The organism is Paenibacillus sp. FSL L8-0436 (assembly GCF_038593025.1).
Lineage (GTDB): Bacteria > Bacillota > Bacilli > Paenibacillales > Paenibacillaceae > Paenibacillus_AQ.
In genome coordinates, this window is sequence record NZ_CP151955.1 from 430,808 (window position 1) to 455,662 (window position 24,855).

Here is a 24,855-nt window from a genome sequence, read left to right on the forward strand (position 1 = left end):
TTTTACACAATAATATACCCCTAAGGGGTATGAGGAGGCGCGGAGATCGTGGAGAAGACGACAGAATCCGGCCTGCAGCAGACAACGCTGCAGATTACCGGCATGACTTGCTCGGCTTGCGCGGCCCGGATCGAGAAGGGGCTATCCCGGATGGAGGGGGTATCGCGGGCCAACGTAAACTTGGCACTGGAGCAAGCGACAGTGGGCTTTGATCCAGCGGTAGCGGGATTGCCGCAAATTGAAGAGAAGATCCGCTCGCTGGGATACGATACGCTGAAGGAGTCGGCAGATTTTGATATTACAGGAATGACCTGTGCCGCTTGCTCGGCAAGGATTGAGAAGGTGGTTGGGCGCATGCCTGGAATCGCGGCGGTCAATGTGAATCTGGCCCTGGAGACGGCGCATGTGGAATATACACCCGGAAACATCAGCACGGCTGAGATCATGGAGAAAGTAAGCAGCATCGGATATAAGGCTGCGCTGAAACAGGACCGCAAGGACACGGCCGATCAGCGCAGCCGGGAAATTGTGCGCAAGCGGAATAAATGGATCATTTCCGCAGTTCTGTCCTTTCCCCTGCTCTGGGCGATGGCGGCGCATTTCTCCTTCACTTCATGGATTCCGGCACCGGATATATTGATGAACCCCTGGTTCCAGCTTGTGCTGGCGACCCCTGTGCAGTTCATTATCGGCTGGCAGTTCTATGTCAGCGCCTATAAGGCGCTGAAGAACGGCAGTGCCAATATGGATGTGCTGGTTGTTCTGGGCACCTCGGCTGCTTATTTCTATAGTCTGTACCTGACGATAGATTCCTTGTCGATGGCAGGCATGAGCCATTCGGTGGAATTGTATTACGAGACCAGCGCGATTCTGATTACGCTGATTCTGGTCGGCAAATGGTTCGAAGCACTGGCCAAGGGCCGTTCCTCCGACGCCATTAAAAGCCTGATGGGCCTGCAGGCTAAGACGGCGCTGGTCATCCGTGACGGTGTTGAGCTCAGCATTTCTGTGGAAGAGGTCATTCCGGGAGATATTGTGCTGGTTAAGCCGGGAACCAAGGTACCGGTAGACGGCGAGGTCGTTGAAGGGTTGTCATCTGTGGATGAATCCATGCTGACAGGCGAGAGCATTCCGGTAGAGAAGAAGCCGGGAGATACTGTCATTGGGGCAACACTGAACAAGAACGGAATACTGAAGATTAAGGCACTCAAAGTTGGCCGTGACACCGCCCTGGCGCAAATCATCAGAGTAGTGGAGGAAGCGCAAGGTTCCAAGGCTCCGATTCAGCGGATTGCCGATGTGATTTCCGGCATCTTTGTGCCGATAGTGGTCGTAATTGCCGCTGTAACCTTTGGAGTCTGGTATATCTGGGGAGCGCCGGGCCAGTTCGCCGATGCACTGGAGAAAGCCATTGCTGTACTGGTTATCGCCTGTCCTTGTGCGCTGGGTCTGGCTACACCAACCTCCATTATGGCCGGATCGGGACGGGCGGCTGAATTCGGGATTCTGTTCAAGGGCGGAGAACATCTTGAAGCCGCGCAGGGGATCAAGACCGTTGTGCTGGATAAGACGGGAACTGTAACCAGCGGCAAGCCGGTGCTGACGGATATTATTACGACAACGGGAATCGCTGCACATGGCAGAGTACTGGCCGAGAACCGGCTGTTGTCCGTTACGGCGGCTGCTGAGAAGCTGTCGGAGCATCCGCTGGCGGAAGCCATCGTGGCTGGTGCCGCGGAAAGAAGCCTGGACCTGCCGGGTGCCGAGCAGTTTGAGGCGGTGCCGGGACGCGGCATTTCTGCGGTGGTTGACGGCCAGAGCATCCGTGTGGGAACACGGCGGATGATGGAAGAAAGCGGTGCAGACACCGGGCCGTGGACCGGGCTGATGCAGAAGCTGGAGCAGGAAGGCAAGACGGCGATGCTGGTATCCGTGGACGGGGCCATTGCCGGGATTGTCGCGGTTGCCGATACCATCAAGGATACTTCGCGGGCTGCCGTAGCCAAGCTGCATGATATGGGCATTGAAGTGGTCATGATTACGGGAGACAACAAGCTCACAGCCGAGGCCATTGCCGGGCAGGCCGGCATCCGTACGGTGCTGGCCGAGGTGCTGCCGGAAGGGAAGGCTGCCGAGATCCGCAGGCTGCAGAGCGGGGGAACCAAGGTGGCGATGGTCGGGGACGGCATCAATGATGCCCCTGCCCTGGCCACTGCCGATACCGGTATGGCTATTGGTACCGGCACCGACGTAGCGATGGAAGCAGCGGATATTACCCTCATGCGGGGCGATCTGATGAGCATTCCGGATGCGATCCTGATGAGCCGCAAAACCATGACCAATATTAAGCAGAATTTGTTCTGGGCGCTTGCTTACAATACCATTGGGATACCGATTGCTGCGCTGGGCTTTCTGGCGCCATGGCTTGCCGGTGCGGCAATGGCCTTCAGCTCTGTATCGGTCGTGCTGAATGCGCTGCGGCTGCAGCGGGTCAAGCTGTAAATCTCATGATTTTCTCCACAAGGGGAATGCTCCATTCTTGGAGCAGAACGAAAAAAAAGCCGCCGGGCATTAAGCCCCGGCGGCTTTCTTGCGTCCCAGACGGTTGGTGCCAATAACTCCTGCAATAATCAGGAACGATCCGATCCAGTGATACACAGTGATGTTTTCCCCGAGAAAGACCGCCCCGGCCGCAATGGAGACGATGGTCGAGAGATTGGTGAACACACTCGTAAGGGAAGCTTCGATTTTGGACAAAATATAGGTTGATGTTAGGGTGGTGACGAGCGACGCTATAATACCCAAGTAAAGGGTAGACAAGATAAAGGTGCTGCTGCCGAGCGGTTTGAAGAAATCGCCAAGCGTGCCGCTGGACACGTGTCCGGTAAGCGAAATGATCAGGAATGTGGCGAAGCCAATTCCCATCATTAAATAGCTGAGTTCAGCGGGGCTGAAATGCTTGGAGAGTGACCGGGCCAGTACGCTGTATCCGGCAAAGGCCAGACAGGTCAGGAATAACAACACAATCCCGGTCATGTTGGACAGATTAATACTGCTCCCTTTCATAATAAAGATGAACACAACGCCGAATACGGACAGGAAGATACACAGCTTCTGCAGAAGCGTCGTGCGCTCTTTCAAGAATATAGAGGCGATGATCATCGTCACAACCGGGGTGAAAGAATAGAGAATTCCTCCCTCGGCAGAGGTGGCATGCTGGAGTCCGAATACCTGGAGGGTGAAGAATCCGAGCGGGTACATGGCTGCCAGCAGCAGCGCTTTACCAATTGGCTTGCCGCTGTAGGATATTTTGACCCAGCCGAAGGCGACCGGGATCGACATCACTATAAACGAAGCCGCGAAGCGGTAGGTCAATGTATCGAGCGGTCCGGCATGACCGAGCGCTACTTTGGTGAATAAGAATGAGAATCCGATAATAACTGCGTTAAGCACGGCAAATATATAAGCCAGCTTAAGTCCTTTTTGCGGCATAGTAGCATCTCCTTTTCGTTAACAGGACAGGATCGTCTAAACGTCTTATCTGTTACTTTAAAATTAAAGGGAAATGCCTGCCCGAACAATACTGTTTTTCCATGACTGTACCGATACAGTTCGTTGATTGCTATATAATGAATAGAGACGAATAGTGGTAACATGAACTTACAGTTAGTGTAGAAGGCCATTCAGGAGGCGCATCATGAAAAAGTATCTTTCGGTCTTGTCCGACATGGAAAACCGGATCAGAGAGGGGCAATACAGCCCGGGGCAAAAACTGCCCTCTGTGCGTAGCAGTGCAGAATTCTACGGCTGCAGCATCAGCACTATTCTGCGGGCATACGGGGAGCTGGAAAGACAACATGCGATTTATTCTATTCCGCAGAGCGGATACTACATGGTTGAAAGGTCTGAAGATGCGGGACCTGCCAGGGGCAGTGAGACGATTGATTTTGCCTCGGCCTCGCCCGATCTGAATGTGTTCCCGTATTTGGATTTTCAGCATTGTCTCAATAAAGCGATTGACAGGCACAAATACCACTTGTTCACCTATGGAGATACGCTGGGACTGGGTACGCTGCGCCAGACTCTTGTGCCCCATCTGGCCGAATATCAGGTCTTTGCCAAGGTGGGGCAGATCATCATCACTTCGGGAACCCAGCAGGCGCTGGAGGTGCTGGCCAAGATGCCATTTCCGAATGGCGGGACAGAAATCCTTGTTGAACAGCCCGGATATGATCTGTACCTGCGTTATTTGGAGGCGGAGGGGATGCCGGTGAGCGGGATTGCCCGTTCGGCAGCCGGCATTGATCTGCGGGAGCTGGAGGAGAGGTTCAGCGGCGGGGGAATCAAATTCTTTTATACCATGCCCAGATATCATAATCCGCTCGGAACCTCTCTCAGTACGGAGGAACGGAAAGCCATTGCCCGGTTGGCCGGCAAATACGATGTGTACATCGTTGAGGATGATTATATGGCAGACCTGGGTGCAGAGCGGCGCTTTGATCCTATTTATGCGTATGACCAGACTTCACATGTTATTTATTTGAAAAGCTATTCCAAAATCATTTTTCCGGGTCTCCGGCTGGGTGCGGCTGTTGTGCCGGAAACCCTGTTTAAGACATTCTGCGCGTATAAAGGATACACGGACAATTCGTTATTGTCCCAAGCAGCCCTTGAGGTGTATATCAGGAATGGCATGTATGAGCATCACAAGCACAAAATAAAAGCTCAGTATGCCGAAAGAATCAGCGCAATGTACGAGGCACTCCAGCGGCACAATACGGAAGGTCTGATTGAAGTGTCTTCGGACAGCTCCGGGATCTACATGCAGTATAAGCTGCTGGAGACAGTGAATTTGGATCGTGTGGTCAAGCGGCTCGCGCAGAGAAAGATCAGCGTCGTATCAGGCAAGGGATTCTATATGACCGGTTACGGGAATCGGGAGAAGTTTATGCGGATCAGTATTTCACGTGCCCGGCTGGACCAGATCGATGAAGGTGTTAAGGCCATTGTCCAGGAAGTGAAGCGCGGGGGCGGATGGTAAAAGTGAGGTCTGTATTCATTTGTTTATGTACTGATTTGTGTTCATAATATACTTGAAGTCCAGAAAAGAACGAAGTGCTAATAAGGAGAAAAGAGAGGCGAACAGATCATGAAACCGAATAACGAAACCCTTGAATTATTAAATCAGCATGTCTCCGTCCGCCAGTACCTGGACAAGCCGGTAAGTGAAGAACAGCTTGCTGCCATCATCGGCGCAGGCCAGATGGCTTCGACCTCCAGCAATGTCCAGGCCTATAGTGTCATTGCAGTCACTGAGCCCGGGCTTAAAGCACAGCTTGCCGTCCTCTCGGGCAATCAGGCTTATATTGAGCAGTGTCCGGTCTTTCTAGTCTGGTGTGCCGATCTGTACCGGCTGCATGAAACAACGGCACCTCATTTGCAATCAGCCGAATCCTTCGATTCCACCGAGAATTTCATTGTTGCCACCGTTGACGCAGCGCTTGCAGCGCAGAACGCTGCCATTGCCGCAGAATCACTAGGCATGGGCATCGTCTACATCGGCGGAGTCCGCAACAATATCGCCGAGTTGTCGGAGCTGCTGAATCTGCCTGAACGGGTCTATCCGGTATTCGGCATGTGTCTCGGTTATCCTGCCGGGGCCTCCGGACTTCGTCCGCGTCTTCCGCTGGAAGCTGTACTGCACCGGAACGGCTACGACAAGGCCAAAACTGCCGGGCAGGTTGCAGCTTATGACGAAGTGACGAGTGCCTATATGCGCGAGCGGACGGGCGGACAGAGTGATGCACCCTGGTCGGCTATGATGGCTAAACGTTTTGCAGAGCCGGCCCGCATGCATATGAAGGAATTCCTGCAAGAAAAGGGATTTATGCAAAAATAGCCTGGTTATAAGCTTCTTGAAGCGATGCAAAGAGCCTCATGCCAAATGCTTGCAATTTGGTGTGGGGCTCTTTGCTATGCGTTTATGAGCAAGGTGACAGTTGTCATCTCAAAGGAATGACAGTCCATACTGATCTCATTTCCCCGTTTTTTATACCATAGAAATATAGATCAGGGCTTAAGATACGGGGGGAACGGACATGGACGGTATAGACAAAGTGATCGAAATGGATGGGGTAAGTAAAATATTTCACGGAAAAAAAGCGGTGGATGGCATTAGCTTCAAGATTGGCAGGGGTTCGGTTACTGCGATTCTGGGGCCTAACGGGGCGGGGAAAACGACCGTGTTATCCATGCTGCTTGGACTGAAGGAGCAGACGGAAGGCAGCATAAAGGTGTTCGGGCTTCCGCCCGGGAGCCGGTTGGTCCGGGAAAAAACGGGGGCCATGCTGCAGGAAGTAAGCGTAATGGACCGGCTGAAGGTCCGGGAGATCATCGCTCTGATCCGCAGCTATTACCCGCAGCCAATGGCTATGGAGGTTCTGCTGCAGGCGACGGGCCTTGCCAAGGCCGATCTGCAGCGGTATGCCGAGAAGCTCTCCGGCGGACAGAGACGCAGCCTGAATTTCGCGCTGGCCCTGGCGGGCAACCCGGATCTGCTGTTCTTTGACGAGCCGACAGTCGGGATGGATATTACAGCGCGGCGGCATTTCTGGGACAGGGTGCGCGGACTGGCCGCTGAAGGAAAGACGATCCTCTTCACGACCCACTATCTGCAGGAGGCCGAGGATATTGCCGACCGGATTCTGCTGTTCAGCCGCGGCGCTCTGGTGGCGGACGGCAGCCCGGATGAGATTAAGGGGAGGATTGTGCGGCAATCCCTGTCCTTTCTGGCTGCAGGCGATCCTGAAGAGCTGCGCGGACGGCTGCGGCAATTGGCGGCAGTCGAGGAAATGTACGATAAGGACGGCCGGATTGTGGTCACGACAGAGAATACGGACGAGGCGCTCCGGGCTATTTTTACCGGCGGGCTTGAAGTGAAGGATGTACGCATCGACCAGGGCCGGCTGGATGAGGCCTTTGAGCAATTGACGATTCAACCGGAGGAGGGCGTCAAGCTATGAAACTAATTGTCAACCAATGCAAGTCCGAGCTGCTGCGGATCTTCCGCAATCCTTATTATGTTTTCTGGTCGCTGGTCATGCCGATCATGTTCTATTTCATCTTCACTAAAGTGGTGAATACAGGCATGGACGACGCGGCCCTCTGGCAGGCTCATTATCTGATGTCGATGGCGGCGTTCAGTGTAATGGGGTCAGCGATCATGACGCTTGGCATCCGGCTTGTGCAGGAGCGGACCCAGGGCTGGAACACCTTTATCCGCATTACTCCGCTGCCGTCCTATGTCTATTTCATCGGCAAAATGTTTGCTCAGATGATTATGCAGCTTTTCTCCGTGGTATGCATATTTGCCGCCGGTTATTTGATGAACGGGGTGTCCCTGACTGCAGGGCAGTGGCTGTTCAGCGGATTATGGATTGTTGTCGCCTCCCTGCCTTTTCTGGCGCTGGGCACACTTGTCGGCTTTATGAAACGGGTAGATACGGCAAGCGGTGTCAGCAATGTGCTCTATATGGGGCTGGCGCTGGCCGGCGGCATGTGGATGCCGCTGGATATTCTTCCGGAGCTGATGCAGCGGATCGGCCGCTGGCTGCCTTCTTATAATTATGGAAACGGGGCGTGGGAGATTGTACGGGGTGGCCATCCACAGTGTAGCGGTGTGCTGATTTTGCTCGGCTATCTGGCAATATTTATGTTACTATCGCTGTATATTCGAAAAAAACAGGAAGCGGTGTAATGCATGTTGTCAGGCAGGAAGTTTCGGTTGTTCCCGCAAAAATACGGTTTTTTCCCTTTTGTATGGATGTTCTATTTGTTGCTTCCGGCCTTTAATCTACAGGAGGAGCGGGGCCTAAAGCTGATCATTGGAGCAGCTTTGCTGCTGCTCTTCGCCGTGACATACCGCCAGTTATACTGGGCCGGTGACAAAGCCTTTAACTACTGGCTGGGGCTGCAAATGCTGCTGATTGTGGTGCTGAGCCTATGCTACAACCCGGTTAATTTTTTTATGGGCTTTTTCTCTTCCAACTTTGTCGGCTGGTATGCCGGTAAGAGAGAGTTCAAGATAGCCTATGTAGTTTTTTGCGGTGTGATTCTGGTACCGCTGGTTATAGCGGCATGGGGGATGAATCTGCATGACCTGCTGTTCTTTTTTCCTTTTTTAATTATCATGCTGGTCTCTCCGTTTGGGATAAAATCTCTAGGCCGTAGGAAAATACTGGAGAAACAGCTGGATCAGGCGAATGAAGTCATCGAGGAGCTGGTCAAACGCGAAGAGCGGATGCGGATCGCCCGGGACCTGCATGATACGATGGGTCATACCCTGTCGCTGATTACATTGAAAAGCCAGCTTGTCGAGAGGCTTGTCGCCAAGGACCCGGAGCGCGCGCAGGCCGAAGCCAGGGAGATTCAGCGCACCTCGCGTGCGGCACTGCGCCAGGTTCGCGAGCTGGTCTCGGAGATGCGGGCAGTTACCGTGGCCGAGGAACTGGCAGAGGCCGGGAAAATGTTGCGGGCTGCGGAGATCGCCCTTGAAGTGCAGGGGGAGGTGTCGCTGGAGGACGTGCCTGACCTGACACAAAATATCCTCAGCCTCTGCATCAAGGAGGCGGTGACGAATATAGTGAAGCATAGCCGAGCCACCCGTTGCCGAATCAGAATTGCGCTGACGGAGGGGGCAGTGCGGATCACCGTTGAGGATAACGGAATCGGCCTCACTCCTGATGAAGCAGGACGGGAACGCCGCGACGGCAACGGAATGAAAGGGATGGCCGAGCGGTTGTCGCTCGTTGAAGGCTCAATGACATTAAGCTCCAATCCGGGCGGGGGGACAGCATTATCTGTAGTGATTCCAAGGATTATCAAGGAACATAAGGAGGGGGAATTGGCATGATAGGCATTGTAATCGCCGAGGATCAGCGTTTGCTGCGCGGAGCGATGGCCTCGCTGCTTGACCTGGAGGAGGACATTGAGGTTCTCGGAGAGGCCGGTGACGGGGCGGAGGCGCTTGCGCTGATCGAGCGGCTGGAACCGGACGTGTGTCTTATGGACATCGAAATGCCGCTGAAGAGCGGGCTGGAGGTGGCGGAGCTGCTGAAAGCCAAAGGCTGCCGGACGAAGATCATTATCCTGACGACCTTTGCCCGGCCGGGCTATTTCGAACGGGGCGTAAAGGCCGGGATTCAGGGCTATCTGCTGAAGGACGAGCCGGTCGACAAGCTGGCGGATGCGATCCGGCGCGTCATGGAAGGGCACCGTGAGGTCTCGCCGGAACTGGTCTTTGGCAGCCTGCGGGAAGAGAATCCGCTGTCCTCCCGTGAACGGGAGATTCTGCGGCTGGCCGGAGCAGGGCAGACGGCCGGTGAAATTGCCGGGAGTCTGCACCTATCCTATGGTACGGTACGCAATTACATCTCGGAAATTCTGGGCAAGCTGGAAGTGAAAAGCCGGATCGAAGCCGTACGGCTGGCTGAGGAGAAGGGCTGGATTTAGGCGTTTATTATCTCTTGATATTTCTGAATGCTGCGGTGGGCGTGCTACAGGTGGATTGTTACTGGTTACGTCCGGATAAATTCTATTAAGGTTGAATGCTTAATGGAGCGGCAATCAGAGGGATTTACTACCGGTAATTCCTTGGAAAATGGAAAAAAGGCTTAGTAATTGAATAATATAGGGAGTAATTCCCTCTAAATCAATAAAAATAGGTTTTATATGAAAATAGCGGGCGTGGTTCCTTTTGTTTGTGTTGCGGAGTCCTGCGCTGCCTGAATCAGTATCGCATTCGGGTGTGGTTATCTTGAAATAACTACATATTAATATGACCAGCCGTCCCGTTCATCGGACGGCTGGTCTTAATGTACAGGCTGTTAAGCGGATATCGCTTAAGATTACTTGGCGCTCTTCGCCTGCTCTTCCCGCATCCACTGTGACAGCTGGCGCTTGAGCTGGAGGAATTCCGGCGAATCGGCGATTTCCTCGCGGCGCGGCCGGGGAAACGGGACATCGACCGTATGCAGGACGGAGCCGGGACGTCCGGAGAACACATAGATGCGGCTGGAGAGCAGCAGTGCTTCTTCAATGTTGTGGGTGATGAACAGCACGGAGCGGCGGTTCTCCTCCCACAGCTCCAGCAGCCAGCGCTGCATTTCGCTGCGCGTCAGCGCATCCAGTGCGCTGAACGGCTCGTCCAGCAGCATCAGCTCCTGCGGCGCGAGCAGCGCCCGCAGGAAGGCAGCCCGCTGCTGCATGCCGCCCGACAGCATATGCGGGTAGGCCCGCTCGAAGCCGCCAAGGCCGACCTTGGCCAGCCAATGGCGGGCGGTTTCCCGCGCCGCAGCCTGCGGCGCGCCCTTAAGCTCACCGGCGAGCAGGACGTTGTCCTCGATGCTCCGCCAAGGGAACAGCGCGGGCTGCTGCGGCATATAGCTGATCTCTCCGCGCTGCCCTGTAACAAGGTTGCCGTTCATGCTTACCGTTCCGGCATCCGGCAGCTCCAGGCCCCCGATAATATGGAATAAAGTGCTTTTTCCGCAGCCTGAGGGTCCGACAATCGAGACGAATTCCTGCGGCTGCACTGTTAAGGATACGTTATCCAGCACGCGGGTTTCGCGGCGGCGGTGGGTGAAGGTTTTGGAGATTCCATTTACCTCAAGTGCAGGCGGTAAGGTCCTGGATTCAGGAATGCCGGCTGCTTCAGTGCCGGATGGCGGGTTATCTGTAATATGCGGCATTGTCGGCCATCCTCCTTTTCTAGGAACTTTTGCGCGGTTTCCAGCGCACCAGCCATTTCTCCAGAAGCGCGATAAGTGCGAACAGCACAAGACTGAGCAGCACGATAATGGCAATGGCGACGAATACGCGGTCTGTGCGGTAAGCGGATTTTTGCAGCAGCATGTAGTAGCCGATGCCCTTGTCAGCGCCGATCCATTCCGCGACAACAGCGCCCATTACGGCATAGGTGGCCGAAATTTTAAGCCCCGAGAACAGGGCGGGCAGGGAGCCCGGAAGCTCCAGCTTGGTGAAGATCTGCCATTTGTTCGCGCCGGCCATCTTCATATAGTTCAGCATGGTCCGGTCGCTTTGCATCAGGCCGCCCATGGCGGCGACTGAAACCGGGAAGAAGCAGACAAGCGTAATCAGCACAATCTTCGGCAGCAGCCCGAAGCCGAACCAGATAATCAGCAGCGGCGCGAGCGCAATGGAGGGCACATTTTGACTGAGAATGAGCAGCGGGTAGAGCGCTCTCTTGAGCCAAGGCAGCAGATGCAGCAGCAGGGCAACAATAAGACCCACGCCTGTGCCGATGGGGAAGCCGATCAGGGTAAGGCGCAGCGTAGCCGCTGTATGTGCCCAAATGCCGGAAGCATTGCCAGAGGTTTCCCGGGCGATATCGCTTGGGCTGGGAAGGATCCATGACTCGATATGGAACAGGGATACCGAAACTTGCCATAACCCCAGAAAAAAGACGACCGCCACAAGGGGCGGCCAAATCTGTTTCCAATACGATCTCACGGCCGGTATTTCTCCGTCAGCTTGTCCATGCTGATTCCATTCGGGTTATGGGCGATTTTGATCTGGGAGATGACGCTCGGACTGCCTGCTGCAATCAGCGCTTCATGCATCTGGCGCACAACCTCAAGCAGCTCGGTGATTTCGCCCTCCATCGTGGTCTCCAGCGGGTTCACCTGATGTTTTACACCGGATTTCTGAATCACTTCGATCGCTTTGTCCACGTAAGGAATCGAATCCTCGTTGTTCGGAGTTTTGGGAATTACCTGAATGCTTAGCAATGTATTGGCCACAATATATCAATCCTCTCAGTTTAAATGGTTTCATCCTTAATCAGTTAGCTGGCAAAAATTCATTCGTAAATGTGCTTGGAACATCCAGCGGCTGATCGAGCAGCTTCAGGCCATACATCCAGTCGGCGTAATCCTGCCAGACCTCGCTCTTCTGCTCGCCCCAGCGGACGGCATCATCCTTGTATTTCGGGCTGAGCCATTTCTGGCTGGCCAGGACCAGCTTGGGATCCAGCTCGGGAACAGCTTTGGATAGAATGGCTGCGGCTTCCTCCGGCTGATCAATGGCGTATTGATAACCTTTCGAGGTAGCCTTAAGGAAAGCCTTCACCAGCTCCGGATGTTCGGCAATTTCCTTCTCGCTCGTAGTCAGGACCGGCGTGTAGTAATCGAGCTGGGGGGCATAATCCTTGAGGTAGAGCATGTCGAGCGGTTCTCCGCGCACCTCCGCTTCAATCCCGGTCCAGGCATAGAAGATCCAGGCAAAATCAATGTCGCGTTTCACGGCGGTGAAGAAGTCCGCTTCACCGATGTTCACCAGCTTCACCTTTTTCACATCTCCGCCTTCGGGGTCCATAATGGCTTTCATGGCCGCTTCTTCGGCAGGGGAACCCCAGCCACCGTAGGTTTTGCCTTCGAAATCCTTCGGTGTCTTAATATTGCGGTCTTTCGGTGCAGCGAACCCGGAGGTATTATGCTGAATGATAGCGGCGATGGACACGAGCGGCACCTTCTGCAGGCGGGCCAGCGTCAGCGCCTCTTGAGCACTGATGCCAAAAGCGGCTTCGCCCGAGGTAACCATCGTGTCGGACCCGGCAGCGCCCGGCTGCACGATTTCAACATCCAGCCCTTCCTCTTCGTAATAGCCCAGCTCTTTTGCCGCATAAAGCCCGGTATGATTTGTATTCGGCGTCCAGTCCAGCGCGACCTTGACCTTGGTCAGCTCCTTAGGAGCGTCCGTTGCTGCCCCGGCAGTGGTTTCAGGAGCAGTAGTGCTGTTCCCGGCAGTCTCTGCCGCATTCCCGCCAGAGTTCCCATTGCTATTGCCGCATCCGGCAATGGCAAAGACCAGCATGCAGGTGAGGCTGAGCTTTAATACTTTTGTGACTCCCATTTCTCTTCTTCTCTCCTTCCAGCAACCCTAGTCTTCCAAATTCTGAATAGTCCCATACAAAAAAGGCGCCCCGAGAATCGGGACACCAGTTACTTGCGCAAGGTTGTGCTTGGGCCATAAACGGCCGTAAGCGATTGACGATTCCTACGCTGGCATTATCCAGATCAGGTATAAGGGTCAGTATCTTGTGGGATACAATCTCAGCCGGCCAATTCCAGCACCCCTGGTACTATGAAGTTATAGGTATTGCTGTGTTCTTACGGTGTATTATAGACGCCCGCTCCATAGTTGTCCAGTAGCAACTCTGCTTAGCTATCAAGCTTCAGCGGCAGGCGCCAGGGCCCTTTGAGCAGAAAATGCGGCTCGGACAGCCTAAACCGCAGCTTATCCTCCCTGGGTTTTGCTTCTAAATGGAGGGTCTTCATCACGCCGTAGGTCTGGTCCGTATTCACCCAAGAGAACGAGCTGTTGTCCGCCTGCCCCGGATAGCGAATAAGGAAATACTTCAGCGTCCGCAGCTTAGCGGCATTGAAATTCACATTCACATCGACGCTGGCAGCCGTCTCGCCGGTACGTTCAATGCGGGTGAACTCTACCGGAAAGCCCGCGATTTCCGCGCGTGTGTGGAGCCTTTTCTCCTGGCCGATCTCAGGCAGCGGAATCTCTATTTCTGCAGATACGGCGTCACGATCTGAAACTTCAATATAAGGAATGAAGACCGTATAAGGCCAAGCGCCCGCCCCGGCAGTCTCACGAAACCGGAGGTCGGAAGGATAGGACATGGATTCAGGCTGCTCCAGTGCCGCCTTTTCTCCTGCCGCGTTCTCTATATAGAGACCTGATCCAGGCACCAGCGGCTCCAGTCCGTAAGAATGGACAGTCAGCCCGGATTCCGCCGTCAGAGTGGGCAATAACTGGACACGGACAAGCCCGCCGCCAAGGTCCACCGGAAAAGCAGTAATCCGCACATCCTGCTGTATATCGCTTGCGCCGAGTTCCCCGAGCTCCTCAGCTGTCTTCGGAGCGTTAAGCTGTAACGGACCAACGGTTGTGCCGCCCAGATGCAGGGTTAGAAGATTATCCTTCTTCAGTTGCACCGCTTGAGTTGAACTGTAGCTGCCGTACCACTCTCCCTCCGAGGACGAACGCATATAAGAGGTGAAAGTATAGCGGTTGCCGCCGATATCTGCCTCAAATTCGCTGACTTCAGGGACTTTCCGGCCGCGAAGCGTAATGCTCCCGCCAAGCTCTTGCAGGAGAACGGCATCCACGGTCAGACTTCCGTCCCCCACAGCAATGTCATAGGGTTTGCTCAGTACATAGATCCGGTCACCGGGGCTGTTCTCCACAACGGTGCCGAAGCCAGGAAGGAAACTCAGCGCCTTTCTTAACCCGGCCTGTACCTCAGGAGAGAAAGCGAGCATACCGGCAGCGATGAGTATTACTGCCGCTGCGGCCGCGAAGATATTCCGCCTCCGGGATCTCCGGGCGAAGGAACGGAAGGTGTGGACAGCGGCTTCGGGCTCCAGACGGGCAAGTGTACGTGCTTTGACGCGGGCGAGCGAAGCTGCCTCCTCTTCGTCTGCCAGATACAGACCTTGGTCAACCTCCGGCAGAACACTTAAGGCAAGCTCTGCATCGCTGAAGCCCATAGAATCAATCATCCCAAACAGGCGCTGTTCCTCAATTTTCATGTCTTTGGCCATGTTGCGCCTCCTTTCCCTGACTCTCAGACAGGCCTAACGCCTGCTTGAGCAGCGTCCGGCAACGGTATAAGCGGCTTTCGACTGCCTTTTTACTGAGACTGAAGGTTTGCGCAAGCTGATCAAGGCTCTCATAAAGGAAATATCTGCGCAGAAACAGACTGCGGTCCGGTTCGCCCATCTGCTGCACGCAGCCGATCAATTCACTGGCCGTCTCGCGGGAAAGAACCTCCTGTTCGGCGGAAATCTCATTCCATGCAGCTCCGGCAGCAGCTGCTTCTCCGGTTCCGCCCCGGCGCAGCAGCTTGCGTCTCAGGTCCAGCGCTTTGTATTTGGCCAGCAGGAACAGCCAGGTGCGGAAGGAGGCGCGCTCGGGCTCATAACGGCTGATTCCGCTCCATGCCGCCATAAACACATCGCTCACACATTCCTCAACATCCTCCGCGCTTCCGGTGCCGGACAGAATACGCCGGACCAGTCTTTGCACATCAGGGCCAAAGAAATCTATCGCTTCTGCGAGTGCTTTTTTATCTTTGTTTTTGAACCGCCCGGCCCATGCCAGGCTGTCATTAGGATTGAACGTCATAGGCAACCTCCGGCGTATATACTATTCATTACTACGTCGCCCGGAGGGCAAATCACTCATGCGGGTTTCCGGCAGCTTATCAATCCTTGGAATAAAATCTTTTTCTGCGGCGGCTGCGGATTCCGTTCCACAGTTCTTTCAGCGTCAGGAGGATGCTGACGAGGATCCCGGTGAAGGTGAGCAGCAGTGCCAAATATTCAAAAGGAGAGTATTCCAGCATTTTGCTCCATTCAATGCGTCCCTTCAAATCTTCAATGACCTGGTTCATCCCGTAGATGCCGCTCACCACTGTGAAGACGGTCAGAATCATCAGCAGCGTATCCCGGCGTTTAGCCTGGAATTTCTCCTGGTACTGGAACAGGTCGTTTAGGGTCATTTTGACTTCATCAAAGAGGGCGTCATTGCCGTATACTTTGCGCAGCTGGATGAAGATCTCCCGGCCCTGCGACTGTGAAATCAGCTCCAGAAAATAAAACTTGGCCGAAAACTTGTTAATCAGGAAGATCAGATTCTCAATTTCATCATAATCGTGGTTGATACGCAGCCGGGAGTGGAGATTGGAAAGCTTCAACAGGACGATTTTGTGGAAAATACTAAGGAGCAGCCCGTAGTAATACTGCCCGTACATCTGATTGACCAGTGGAATGGCTACCTCCGGTTCGGCCCGGCTCAGGCAGCAGAAGGTCTGCTCGTTGGTCATATAGTAGGTATCCGGCCCCCAGCGGTTGTACGAATGTGCCTGGCAGTACTCTTCGATGTACTCGGGATCACTGGCGCTGATATAGGGTTTTCCGTCCAGATTCAGCCCATCCAGCTGGGAGGCGCGGTAACGCAGCTCCACGCTGATTTCGTCTGCATCCTCCTGCCGGTTGAAGCCGTAAAAGGCTTGGACCAGCATTCGTTCATCAACGAAGAAGGGAAGCGTCTCGAAATAGGCCCCGTCAATTTCCGATTGGTCCATAAAGGGCTGCAGGCCATCAGCCAGATTCCTGAACACAAAATCCTCCACCTGATCGAAGGTTTTGTCCTGGCAATGGATATACGTATGTTTGTCCTGGTAGGAGACATCCTCGAGTGTGCGGAAACGGTCGGCGAATTCCAGCGCGGTGCTGAAGGGCAGATTCTCTTCCTCGATGCGGACTCTTACGGTCAGAAATCCAAGCTGAAACGGACAAATGAATACATCCGTCGAGAGTACCCGGAAGTTTACGGATTGCTGTGTCATTTCCAGCCTGCAGGCCAGATCGTTTACCCGGGAAAACCGGCGGAAGGAATCTTCTTTATCCTTGTCCCGCGGGAATAGGACATGGGCTGCGAACGGCAGATAGCTGCGCTCCATTTTCTCATGGGATACGCAGTAGCCTTCGCCGTAATAAGCATCCTCCAGCTCTTTGTTGTCAAGAAAAAAACGGGTGAAGCCGTCAAGCCCAAGCTGCCGGGCCAGGCTCTTGTCCTCACCGTCCTTGATGGAGAAGGGGAAAATAAACTGCAGTAGAACGGTATGTAGTGTAGGTTCGGTGTGTTCGGAGAAATGCTCAGTCATTAACGGTTCCACCCTTATGCACAGGATATTGACATCTTCTATATTACCCTAATTTCCAGGCTGCCAAGCTGAGCACAAATAGGATTCCTGCAAAAATGGCCAGTGCCTGCAGCCACGGCAATGACATACTTTCAGCCCTTGGGCCGGAGAAAAGCATAAGTGAGTTCATGATTTTGTCCCGGATTCATTCTGAGCCGGACGGGTACACTATAATAAGCACACATATTGGAAAGGAGCTGTTTCGTCAATGGATAACAATGAGCTGGAGCAAAATATCATCAAAGCGCTGGATGACAATAAGTTCGGTTCCTTCGGCACGATAGAAGCCGGCAACAAACCTAAGGTGCGTTATATGGCGGTATTTCATGACGGATTAAACATTTACCTCGCTACCAATCGGAAGACGCATAAGGTAGAAGAGCTGAAGGATAATCCGCATGCTTTTCTGCTGCTTGGATATGAAAAGGGCGGCGGTAAGGATGTGCTGGAGATCGAAGCAACAGTTGCCGTCACCAAGGATGAAGGCTTACGGGCCAAAGTATGGAACAAATCACTGGAGCAATGGTTCAAGGGACCGGATGATCCTGACTATGTCATTCTGGAGCTTGCACCGGCACGGATAGAGTATGTTGGCAAAAACGAAGAGCATGGCGTTTGGCAGCCTACGTCCGCAGTTAACGGCAAATAAACCTAAGATATGAAGCAGCTGGCCATCTTAAACCCTACGGTTTATAGATGGCTTTTTGCCGTCCGGAAGATAGCTGGCTTATGGTAAATCATGTTATAATTACTGGACTGAAATCTGACATCTAGAGGCGAGGAGAATGCACATGAACTGCAGTGAGTGCTCTGACATCGAACCGGTAGAGGACGCAGGAGAATTAAAGATGCGGCCCTGCCCGATTCCGCTCGCCAATGCTATAAGGGCTGCAGGCTATAAGCTGACAGGCTCAGCGGATACCGGATTAGCCGCCTATGCTTCCAGAGAGGAGCTCATAGATTTGCTGGAGCTTCTGGATGGATTGCAGAATGAGTGGGCTACGCCGCTGTCCCTATGTATAAAAGGGCATACCCGGCGTATTCCTGTGGAACGCTGGCTGACGCTGGAACAGCTGAGCGTCCGGTTTGCCAGTGATAATCTGGTCACGATCATTTCAAATCATGATTTCTGCAGCCATTTGCAGCCGATCGTGAACTTTAACGAAGAAATTGTAGGTTTTGAATTGCTGCTGCGGCCACTGCCGCAGGGTAGCCCCTTTCAGCCCTATGAGTTGTTTGAGATTGCCCGCCGGACCGGCTTCCACTCGTTTCTCGACCGGGCTGCACGAATCTCGGCGATTGAGACCGGCAAAAGACTGCTGCCCAAGGGCATCAAGCGGTTTATCAATTTTCTGCCCTCCTCTATCTATAATCCTAAATATTGTCTCACTCATACCTTCGAAGCGATTCATCGTTTGGAAGAGGACCCGGAAGATTTTGTATTTGAGGTCGTGGAGACGGAGAATATAAGCGATATCAGACATCTCCAGAGCATATTTGCCGAATACAGGCAGCAGGGCATGCGGGTGGCGCTGGACGATGTGGGCGCGGGCTACTCTACAGTGGAGGTCATGTCCAGATTACAGCCGGATTATGTAAAGATTGACCGTGGTCTGATCAGCTTCTGCGATCAGGACGACCGGAAACAGAGAAGCGTACTCGATATTGTGAACCGGGCCGGTTCCTTTGGTGCCAAGGTGCTTGCCGAGGGAATCGAACGGCGGGAAGAGTTCCTCTTCTGCCGGGACATCGGCATCGATCTGGGACAGGGGTATCTCTTCGGGAAGCCGGATGACAAGCCCCCGGCTAGTTTTGGAAACCGTGCATAATCAATACAACCTATATCCTCCCCGAAGCGCAGACGGTCATCCGCCGCCTTCGGGGATTTTATGATGTCCTGCCATTTCCACCGAGAAAGGGATTGAAAGCTAAATGAGCGTTACATTGTTATATGTTGAAGATGACCGGGAGATTGGCAGTGCGGTTTCCGCCGATCTTCGGGAACGCCAGTACGCCGTCCGCTGGCTGGAGAGCGGTGAAGGGGCAGTGGAGGCGGCTGCCGGCTGTCAGTTGGCCATTCTCGATGTCATGCTGCCCGGTCTTGACGGCTTCACCGTTGGGCAGCGGCTGAAGCGGACGTACCCGGGGCTGCCAATTCTGATGCTCTCCGCCCGCACCTCTATCGACGATAAGCTCCAGGGGCTGGAATTCGCCGATGATTATTTGACCAAGCCGTTTCACCCGGATGAGCTGGCTGCACGGATTGAAGTCCTGCTGAGAAGGAGCGGTGCTGCGGCACCTGCACCGCTAAGGATTAAGCATCTGATCGTCCATGAAGGAGAACACCTTATTCAAGAGGAGGCAAGCGGCAAAGAAATCCTGTTAACCGGCAAGCAGTTTCAGATATTCTCCTACCTGCTCCGCCATCTTGGGCAGATTCTGACCAAGGAACAGATCTATGAAGCCGTCTGGGGTGAGGCTTACATAGAGGGGGACAAGACGCTGATGGTACATATCCGTTATTTGCGCGAGAAGCTGGAGCTTGACCCGGCGGCACCGGAGATTATAGAGACGGTCCGGGGAATCGGCTACCGGGTGAGAGCATGAGGGCCAGCGGGCGCTCGCACAAACTGCGCAGCTCGCTGCTCTCCCGTTATCTGCTGATTATTGTTGCTGCGCTGCTGTTCCTGCCTGTCATGATGACGGCAACTTTTGTCGGATACGGCGTATTCAGCGCATGGACCCGGGAAGGTCCGCCTGATGAATATGCCCCTTACTCCAGCATCACCAAGCTGGAGAAGATGTGGCATGAGGAAGCGCTGGGTCTGTCGGGCAAACCGCCGGAGGCGATCAATGAGCGGATGCGGCAACTCAGCAGTGAGTATTCTTTGGCGGGGATGTTCTGGGTAGACAGCCACGGGAAAACCAGGCTAAGCCTTACGCCGGAAGATCCCGAGCTGCAGAAGCAGGTAGAGGGTGATGTTTTGCCCGCGCAGTGGAGTGCTGCAGAAGCGGTTGCCTTTATGAAAAAGAGCGTAGAGCTTAATCCGCTCGCCATTGTCGCCTTTGTAGGAGACCGTGCGGAAGCCGGAGAAGGTTTTATGGTGATGCAAATTCCGGATGCATTGAGGGATGAAGAAAGTATTGATGGGCTAAGCTCGTGGTATTTAATCGTTCTGGTTTTGTTTTTTGCCGGCTTCATTGTGGTGTCGCTGCTGTTCTTCATAGGGATCCGAACCCGGCTGCTGCGCCTGCAGACGGCGATGAGTTTCACGGGCGGGGCCGGAATTCCGAAGCCCGTTACTTCCGGCGGCAGAACGGATGAGATTGGCCGTCTGGAGGAGGCCTTTAATACGATGGTGACTGAGCTAACTGCCAGCCGGTCCAGAGAGGCGGAAGAGGAGGGACTGCGCAAGCGCCTGGTTTCGGATCTGTCGCATGATTTGCGGACTCCCCTCACCGTAATCCGTACTCATCTCCATGTGCTGGGCAAGGAAAACCTGTCGCCGCGCGGGCAGGAATCGCTGGAACTGATGGATGAACGGATTGCCGGGCTCAGCGTGCTGATCGAGAATCTGCTCTCTTATAATCTGCTCAGCAGCGGAAAGATAATGCTGAAGCTGGAGCGCAGGGACGTGCTGCGGCTGCTGCGTGAAAGTGCCGCTGCCTGGTATCCGCTTTGGGAGAGGGAAGGGTTCCAGGTTGATATTGACCTGGAGGGTGAACCTCTATACTGGACTATAGATGAGAGCTGGTTCCGCCGGATTCTGGACAACCTGTTTCAGAATATCCTGCGCCACGCCCGCTGCGGACTATATGTAGGCATTGCGCTGGAAGTCCGGGACAGCCGCCCTGTGATTGTTGTCTCGGATCATGGCAAGGGAATGATGAGCAACTCCGACTCCAAAGGGGCAGGACTTGGTTTGTCTATTGTAGAGCTGCTGCTTAAGCGGATGGAGCTGGAGTGGACGGTCGACAGCAGTGAGCAGGGTACCTCTATTGTCATTTCTCAGCGCCGGGACAAAATTTAAACGAAATTTAAACTTGCTGCCGCCGCTCTTTTAACCTTGGGACGTTATGCTAGTTACCGAGGTGAACGAGAATGAAAGAAACTGTGATTGAAACAAAGGATTTACTGAAGGAATACCGCGGCCGGGCTGCGGTGGAGCGTTTGAACCTGAATATTGGCAAAGGTGAAATTTACGGCTTTCTTGGACCCAACGGCGCAGGCAAAACAACGACCATCCGCATGCTGCTGGGGCTGATCAAGCCGACATCGGGGCAAATTAAGGTATTCGGCCAGGAGCTTCGTAAAAATAAGCTGCAGATTCTGCGCAAAGTGGGGTCGCTTGTGGAGTCCCCGTCATATTACGGGCATTTGAGCGCACTGGACAATCTGGAGGCGATCCGCCGGATTCTTAATGTGCCGAAGCAGCGGATCGCTGAGGTGCTGGATATTGTCTCGCTGACAGGAGAAGAAAAGCGGCCAGTGAAGGGCTTCTCGCTGGGTATGAAGCAGCGGCTGGGCATTGCTGCCGCACTGCTCGGCAGTCCGGAGCTGCTGATCCTCGATGAGCCGACTAATGGGCTTGATCCGTCAGGCATACAGGAGATCCGCTCGCTGATCAAGCGGCTTCCGGAAGAGCAGGGAATTACCGTGCTTGTGTCCAGCCACCTGCTGAGCGAAATTGAACAGATGGCGGATACGGTCGGCATCATCCGCCAGGGCAAGATGGTTTATCAGGACTCCATTGCCCATCTGCAGCAGCAGGCGGCAGGAGACCTCCGGCTAGCAGTATCCGAGCCGGAAGCCGCACTGGCGCTCGCCTTGCGAAGAGGCTGCGGCGGTGAAATGCAGGAGGGGCGGCTCGTGCTGCCGCGGATGAGCGATGCCAGAGTGGCGCTCCTGATTAAGGAACTGGTCGAGGATGGACATGCAATCTACCGGGTGGAAGAACGCAGACAATCACTGGAGGAATTCTTCCTGCAGGTTGTTGAGGGAGGCGCATCATGATGTGGCGGGCGCTGTCCGCTGACTGGCTGAAAATCCGCGGCAAAGGCCTGTGGTTCCTGGTCTTTCTCGGCCCCATCGGCCTGCTTGCCATGCAGGGGCTGAACTTTGGGCTGCGTTACGATTATCTGACCCAGCAATATCGTGCCGATTTATGGGGCGGACTGCTCAGCAATGTGGCCGACTTCGTTCCGGTGGCCCTTTATCTGGGGGGCACGCTGATCTGTTCGATGATGGCCAACGTGGAGCACCAAATGAGTTCGTGGAAGCAGCTCCTGGCGTTGCCGATTTCCCGGACCTCTGTCTTTATGGCTAAGCTGCTGCTCTGCCTGCTGCTGCTTACTGTCTCCTGTCTGCTGCTGGCGGCGGGTACGGTGGGCTTGGGTGTGATCCTCGGGTTCCAATCGCAGCCAATCCCTTATGCGAAGGTGCTGCAAATCGGCTTTGCTTCTTATGCTGCAGCACTCCCGGTGATCTCACTGCAGCTGTGGTTCTCCCTGTCCAGCCGCAATCAGACGTTTCCGGTGTCGGTGGGAATTACCTTGTCGCTGCTAAGCATCTTCTCCTTGTTTCTGTCGGAATGGGTTCCCCTGAGCTGGCCGGCCCTAGCCTGGAGCGCTCCCCGGCCCTGGCTGTTCAGCGGAGCAGGCTTGCTGCTTGGCCTGCTGATTCTGCTGCCGGGATCCATACATTTTGCGCGAAAGGATGTGGACTAGGATGAGAACCTTTTGGAGAGTTCTATCGGCTGAGAAGCTAAAAATGTCCAAATCTCATGTCTGGCTGCTTATTTTGCTCAGTCCGGCTGTCGCGCTGCCTATCGGAGGGCTAGCCGATATGCAGGATGATAGGCAGATCACCTGGCAGGTGCTGCTGAGTGTAATGTCGCTAATGCATTCAATGTTGTTCCTTCCCGTGCTTGCCGGCATATTTGCGGCTCTAATCTGCCGTTCCGAGCATACCGACGGCGGCTGGAAGCAGTTGTTGTCCCTGCCTGTAACACGAAGTTCTGTGTACCTGGCTAAATTCACACTGATTATGGGAATGCTGGCCGCCGTGCAGCTGCTGTTTATCGTTGTAGTGGTAGGCCTAGGGATATATCGCGGTGCGGAAGGCGCCGTGCCTTGGCAGTTGCTTCTCACCAGCCTCTTCGGCGGCTGGTTCGCCTGCCTGCCGCTGGCCGCGCTGCAATTGGCAGTATCCCAGGGCTGGAGCAGCTTCGGCGCACCGCTGGCACTGAATGTAAGCCTGACCTTACCGAATATGCTCATTTCCAATTCAGCCACCTACGGCCCATATTATCCCTGGGTGCAGCCGCTGCTGGCCATGTCTCCTTACGGTGAAGATAAGTTCGGAGCTTTTAATTTGCCGATGGAGAGCTTGATGCTGGTAGTTACAGGAAGCCTGGTTCTCTTTTTGGCGGGAGGCCTGCTCCACTTCTGGCGCAAAGCGGTATAATATCGCGTATGCTGCAGGCTGTGCTGAATCCTCTCATGGACATCCGGTGAAGTTTTTTCTATAATTAATCGTAGAAGATACTATTAACAACCAGTAACACCGGATAAGCATATTAGAGGAGGGCGAGAGCATGGAGCCAGCGGCACTTGAAGAATGCGACAACACATGCAATGGTTCGGAGCTGGAACCGGAATCTATAGCGCTGATTCTGCCGGACCGCGGAACAACGGATAAAATGGCGGAAATGTTCAAAGCGCTGGGTGACCCGACCCGGGTACGGCTCATTTACGCGTTGTCGCAGAGAGAGCTGTGTGTGCACGATTTGTCGGTCATCCTCGACATGGGGCAATCGGCCGTATCCCATCAGCTCCGCTATTTGCGTAATCTACGGATCGTAAAGCGCCGCAAGGAGGGCAAGACGGTCTATTATTCACTAAATGATGCGCATGTGGAACAGATTTTTCTGCAGACGCATGAGCATATCAGACATGAATAGATTTTCAGAGAACTTAGCTGTAAACACAAAACCGTCCTGCGCTGGCTTAGCGCAAGGACGGTTTCTTTTGTTTGCGTCAGGAGATTTCACCGTCCTGCTAATGCACGTTAAACCTTCAGGCTTCTGTGCTTCATGGACGAGTTCTCAATTTGCAGCGTCGAATGGTGAATGCCGAAAGTTTCTTCCACGAGGCTGATGGCCTTCTGGAGAACACGCTGATGATCCTTAGGGTCCTGAATCAGCAGATGGCCGCTAAGCGCATCCAGCCCTGAGGTAATGGTCCAGATATGCAGGTCATGAACCTCGACGACTCCGTCAATGCGCAGCAACGCTTCTTGAACATCATGGGTATTCACGTTAAGCGGAGTTCCTTCCATTAAAATATGGAATGCCTGTTTAATTACGCCCCAGGCTCCTCTCAGGATGAGCAGTGCGACAAGCACGCTGATGATTGGATCTGCAATATACCAGGAGAATAATTTCATGATTAACCCGGCAAGCAGAGCTCCGACCGAGCCTAGTGCATCGCTAACGATATGAAGGTAGGCGCTGCGGACATTGATGTTCTCTTGCACATTGCTTTTTCGCATTAAAGACCATGCGCTGACCAGGTTGGCCAGCAATCCGACTGCCGCAATGATCATCATTGTACCGCTTGCTACCTCCGGAGGTGAGAAGAAACGCTGATATGCTTCCCATATAATAAATCCGGCAATGATAAACAGCGTAACTCCGTTGAATAAGGCTGCCATAATCTCGAATCTGTAGTAACCGTAAGAATTTTTCAGAGAAGGGGGCTTTACAGCAAAGATCATGGCGACAAGGCTTAAGGCCAGCGAAACAGTATCGCCCAGCATATGGCCGGAGTCCGACAGCAGGGCCAAGCTGCCCGTAACCAGGCCGCCGAAGAACTCCAGCAGCATGATGCTTCCGGTAATGATCAGAGCGATTAATAGGCCTTTGAGGTTATCGGGTGCGTGAGAGTGGGAATGAGAATGGCCGGTATGATTATGTTCCGAATGATTGTGTCCGTGCTCATGCCCCGGATGTTCATACTTATGGTGGCTATCGTTGTGTTGATGATTTGTCATA

General features: G+C 53.9%; 24 protein-coding genes and 1 riboswitch. Of the genes, 15 read left to right on the top strand and 9 right to left on the bottom strand.

Translation table 11 applies throughout. The features are described from left to right. Positions 1 to 48 precede the first annotated feature (48 nt). Positions 49 to 2,502 carry a heavy metal translocating P-type ATPase gene (locus NSS79_RS02035; protein ID WP_342438081.1) on the top strand — a complete coding sequence of 818 codons (2,454 nt, stop codon included), beginning with the start codon at positions 49 to 51 and terminating at the stop codon, positions 2,500 to 2,502. 69 nt (positions 2,503 to 2,571) lie between these two features. Here NSS79_RS02035 and NSS79_RS02040 read toward each other — a convergent pair whose 3' ends face one another. Next, positions 2,572 to 3,492, bottom strand: coding sequence for a DMT family transporter (locus NSS79_RS02040; RefSeq protein ID WP_342438082.1), 921 nt, complete (start codon positions 3,490 to 3,492; stop codon positions 2,572 to 2,574). 205 nt (positions 3,493 to 3,697) lie between these two features. Here NSS79_RS02040 and NSS79_RS02045 point away from each other — a divergent pair, with 205 nt between their 5' ends. The 6 genes from NSS79_RS02045 (at position 3,698) to NSS79_RS02070 (ending at position 9,510) form a co-directional block, all read left to right on the top strand. Next, positions 3,698 to 5,041 carry a PLP-dependent aminotransferase family protein gene (locus NSS79_RS02045; protein WP_342438083.1) on the top strand — a complete coding sequence of 448 codons (1,344 nt, stop codon included), beginning with the start codon at positions 3,698 to 3,700 and terminating at the stop codon, positions 5,039 to 5,041. Between the two features lie 108 nt (positions 5,042 to 5,149). Next, positions 5,150 to 5,899, top strand: coding sequence for an oxygen-insensitive NADPH nitroreductase (gene nfsA / locus NSS79_RS02050; RefSeq protein WP_342438084.1), 750 nt, complete (start codon positions 5,150 to 5,152; stop codon positions 5,897 to 5,899). Between the two features lie 208 nt (positions 5,900 to 6,107). Further along, a complete protein-coding gene (locus tag NSS79_RS02055; protein WP_342440289.1) occupies positions 6,108 to 7,022 on the top strand; it encodes an ABC transporter ATP-binding protein in 915 nt (304 codons plus the stop codon). Further along, complete coding sequence (locus tag NSS79_RS02060; RefSeq protein ID WP_342438085.1) at positions 7,019 to 7,756, top strand: ABC transporter permease; 738 nt, start codon at positions 7,019 to 7,021, stop codon at positions 7,754 to 7,756. The genes NSS79_RS02055 and NSS79_RS02060 overlap by 4 nt, the downstream gene beginning before the upstream one ends. Before the next feature lie 27 nt (positions 7,757 to 7,783). Next, complete coding sequence (locus NSS79_RS02065; protein ID WP_342438086.1) at positions 7,784 to 8,911, top strand: sensor histidine kinase; 1,128 nt, start codon at positions 7,784 to 7,786, stop codon at positions 8,909 to 8,911. Then, positions 8,908 to 9,510: a response regulator transcription factor gene (locus NSS79_RS02070; RefSeq protein ID WP_038585146.1), complete on the top strand. Its 603-nt coding sequence runs from the start codon at positions 8,908 to 8,910 to the stop codon at positions 9,508 to 9,510. The genes NSS79_RS02065 and NSS79_RS02070 overlap by 4 nt, the downstream gene beginning before the upstream one ends. A gap of 395 nt (positions 9,511 to 9,905) precedes the next feature. Here the strand turns inward: NSS79_RS02070 and NSS79_RS02075 are convergent, their stop codons facing one another. From NSS79_RS02075 to NSS79_RS02105, 7 genes are all read right to left on the bottom strand, one after another. Then, on the bottom strand, positions 9,906 to 10,748 hold the full coding sequence (locus NSS79_RS02075) for an ABC transporter ATP-binding protein (protein ID WP_342438087.1): 843 nt from the start codon (positions 10,746 to 10,748) through the stop codon (positions 9,906 to 9,908). A gap of 19 nt (positions 10,749 to 10,767) precedes the next feature. Beyond that, positions 10,768 to 11,529 carry an ABC transporter permease gene (locus NSS79_RS02080; protein ID WP_038585149.1) on the bottom strand — a complete coding sequence of 254 codons (762 nt, stop codon included), beginning with the start codon at positions 11,527 to 11,529 and terminating at the stop codon, positions 10,768 to 10,770. Continuing rightward, positions 11,526 to 11,819 carry a thiamine-binding protein gene (locus tag NSS79_RS02085; protein ID WP_342438088.1) on the bottom strand — a complete coding sequence of 98 codons (294 nt, stop codon included), beginning with the start codon at positions 11,817 to 11,819 and terminating at the stop codon, positions 11,526 to 11,528. Before NSS79_RS02085 ends, NSS79_RS02080 begins: the two co-directional genes overlap by 4 nt. Before the next feature lie 40 nt (positions 11,820 to 11,859). Then, positions 11,860 to 12,930: an ABC transporter substrate-binding protein gene (locus tag NSS79_RS02090; RefSeq protein WP_342438089.1), complete on the bottom strand. Its 1,071-nt coding sequence runs from the start codon at positions 12,928 to 12,930 to the stop codon at positions 11,860 to 11,862. 124 nt (positions 12,931 to 13,054) lie between these two features. Beyond that, positions 13,055 to 13,165, bottom strand: a riboswitch (TPP riboswitch). A 73-nt stretch (positions 13,166 to 13,238) separates the two neighbouring features. Continuing rightward, positions 13,239 to 14,636: a hypothetical protein gene (locus NSS79_RS02095; protein ID WP_342438090.1), complete on the bottom strand. Its 1,398-nt coding sequence runs from the start codon at positions 14,634 to 14,636 to the stop codon at positions 13,239 to 13,241. Continuing rightward, positions 14,614 to 15,219, bottom strand: coding sequence for a sigma-70 family RNA polymerase sigma factor (locus tag NSS79_RS02100; RefSeq protein ID WP_342438091.1), 606 nt, complete (start codon positions 15,217 to 15,219; stop codon positions 14,614 to 14,616). The genes NSS79_RS02095 and NSS79_RS02100 overlap by 23 nt, the downstream gene beginning before the upstream one ends. Positions 15,220 to 15,298: 79 nt before the next feature. After that, positions 15,299 to 16,762 carry a hypothetical protein gene (locus NSS79_RS02105; protein ID WP_342438092.1) on the bottom strand — a complete coding sequence of 488 codons (1,464 nt, stop codon included), beginning with the start codon at positions 16,760 to 16,762 and terminating at the stop codon, positions 15,299 to 15,301. A 247-nt stretch (positions 16,763 to 17,009) separates the two neighbouring features. Between NSS79_RS02105 and NSS79_RS02110 the strand changes: the two genes are divergently transcribed. The 8 genes from NSS79_RS02110 (at position 17,010) to NSS79_RS02145 (ending at position 23,763) form a co-directional block, all read left to right on the top strand. Further along, the gene (locus tag NSS79_RS02110; RefSeq protein ID WP_342438093.1) at positions 17,010 to 17,450 is read left to right on the top strand and encodes a pyridoxamine 5'-phosphate oxidase family protein; all 441 of its coding nucleotides are present in this window, start codon (positions 17,010 to 17,012) and stop codon (positions 17,448 to 17,450) included. A 142-nt stretch (positions 17,451 to 17,592) separates the two neighbouring features. Next, positions 17,593 to 18,630, top strand: coding sequence for an EAL domain-containing protein (locus tag NSS79_RS02115; RefSeq protein ID WP_342438094.1), 1,038 nt, complete (start codon positions 17,593 to 17,595; stop codon positions 18,628 to 18,630). Between the two features lie 103 nt (positions 18,631 to 18,733). After that, positions 18,734 to 19,408 carry a response regulator transcription factor gene (locus NSS79_RS02120; RefSeq protein WP_342438095.1) on the top strand — a complete coding sequence of 225 codons (675 nt, stop codon included), beginning with the start codon at positions 18,734 to 18,736 and terminating at the stop codon, positions 19,406 to 19,408. Next, on the top strand, positions 19,405 to 20,832 hold the full coding sequence (locus tag NSS79_RS02125) for a HAMP domain-containing sensor histidine kinase (RefSeq protein ID WP_342438096.1): 1,428 nt from the start codon (positions 19,405 to 19,407) through the stop codon (positions 20,830 to 20,832). The genes NSS79_RS02120 and NSS79_RS02125 overlap by 4 nt, the downstream gene beginning before the upstream one ends. Before the next feature lie 71 nt (positions 20,833 to 20,903). Further along, positions 20,904 to 21,815, top strand: coding sequence for an ABC transporter ATP-binding protein (locus NSS79_RS02130; protein ID WP_038585166.1), 912 nt, complete (start codon positions 20,904 to 20,906; stop codon positions 21,813 to 21,815). Continuing rightward, complete coding sequence (locus tag NSS79_RS02135; RefSeq protein ID WP_076111666.1) at positions 21,812 to 22,528, top strand: ABC transporter permease; 717 nt, start codon at positions 21,812 to 21,814, stop codon at positions 22,526 to 22,528. The genes NSS79_RS02130 and NSS79_RS02135 overlap by 4 nt, the downstream gene beginning before the upstream one ends. A gap of 1 nt (position 22,529) precedes the next feature. After that, entirely contained in the window at positions 22,530 to 23,267 is a 738-nt protein-coding gene (locus NSS79_RS02140) for an ABC transporter permease (protein WP_342438097.1), read from the top strand. 130 nt (positions 23,268 to 23,397) lie between these two features. Then, positions 23,398 to 23,763: a metalloregulator ArsR/SmtB family transcription factor gene (locus tag NSS79_RS02145; RefSeq protein ID WP_038585175.1), complete on the top strand. Its 366-nt coding sequence runs from the start codon at positions 23,398 to 23,400 to the stop codon at positions 23,761 to 23,763. Positions 23,764 to 23,870: 107 nt separating this feature from the next. Here the strand turns inward: NSS79_RS02145 and NSS79_RS02150 are convergent, their stop codons facing one another. Further along, positions 23,871 to 24,854, bottom strand: a complete 984-nt coding sequence (locus NSS79_RS02150) for a cation diffusion facilitator family transporter (RefSeq protein ID WP_342438098.1) — start codon at positions 24,852 to 24,854, stop codon at positions 23,871 to 23,873. Position 24,855 lies beyond the last annotated feature (1 nt).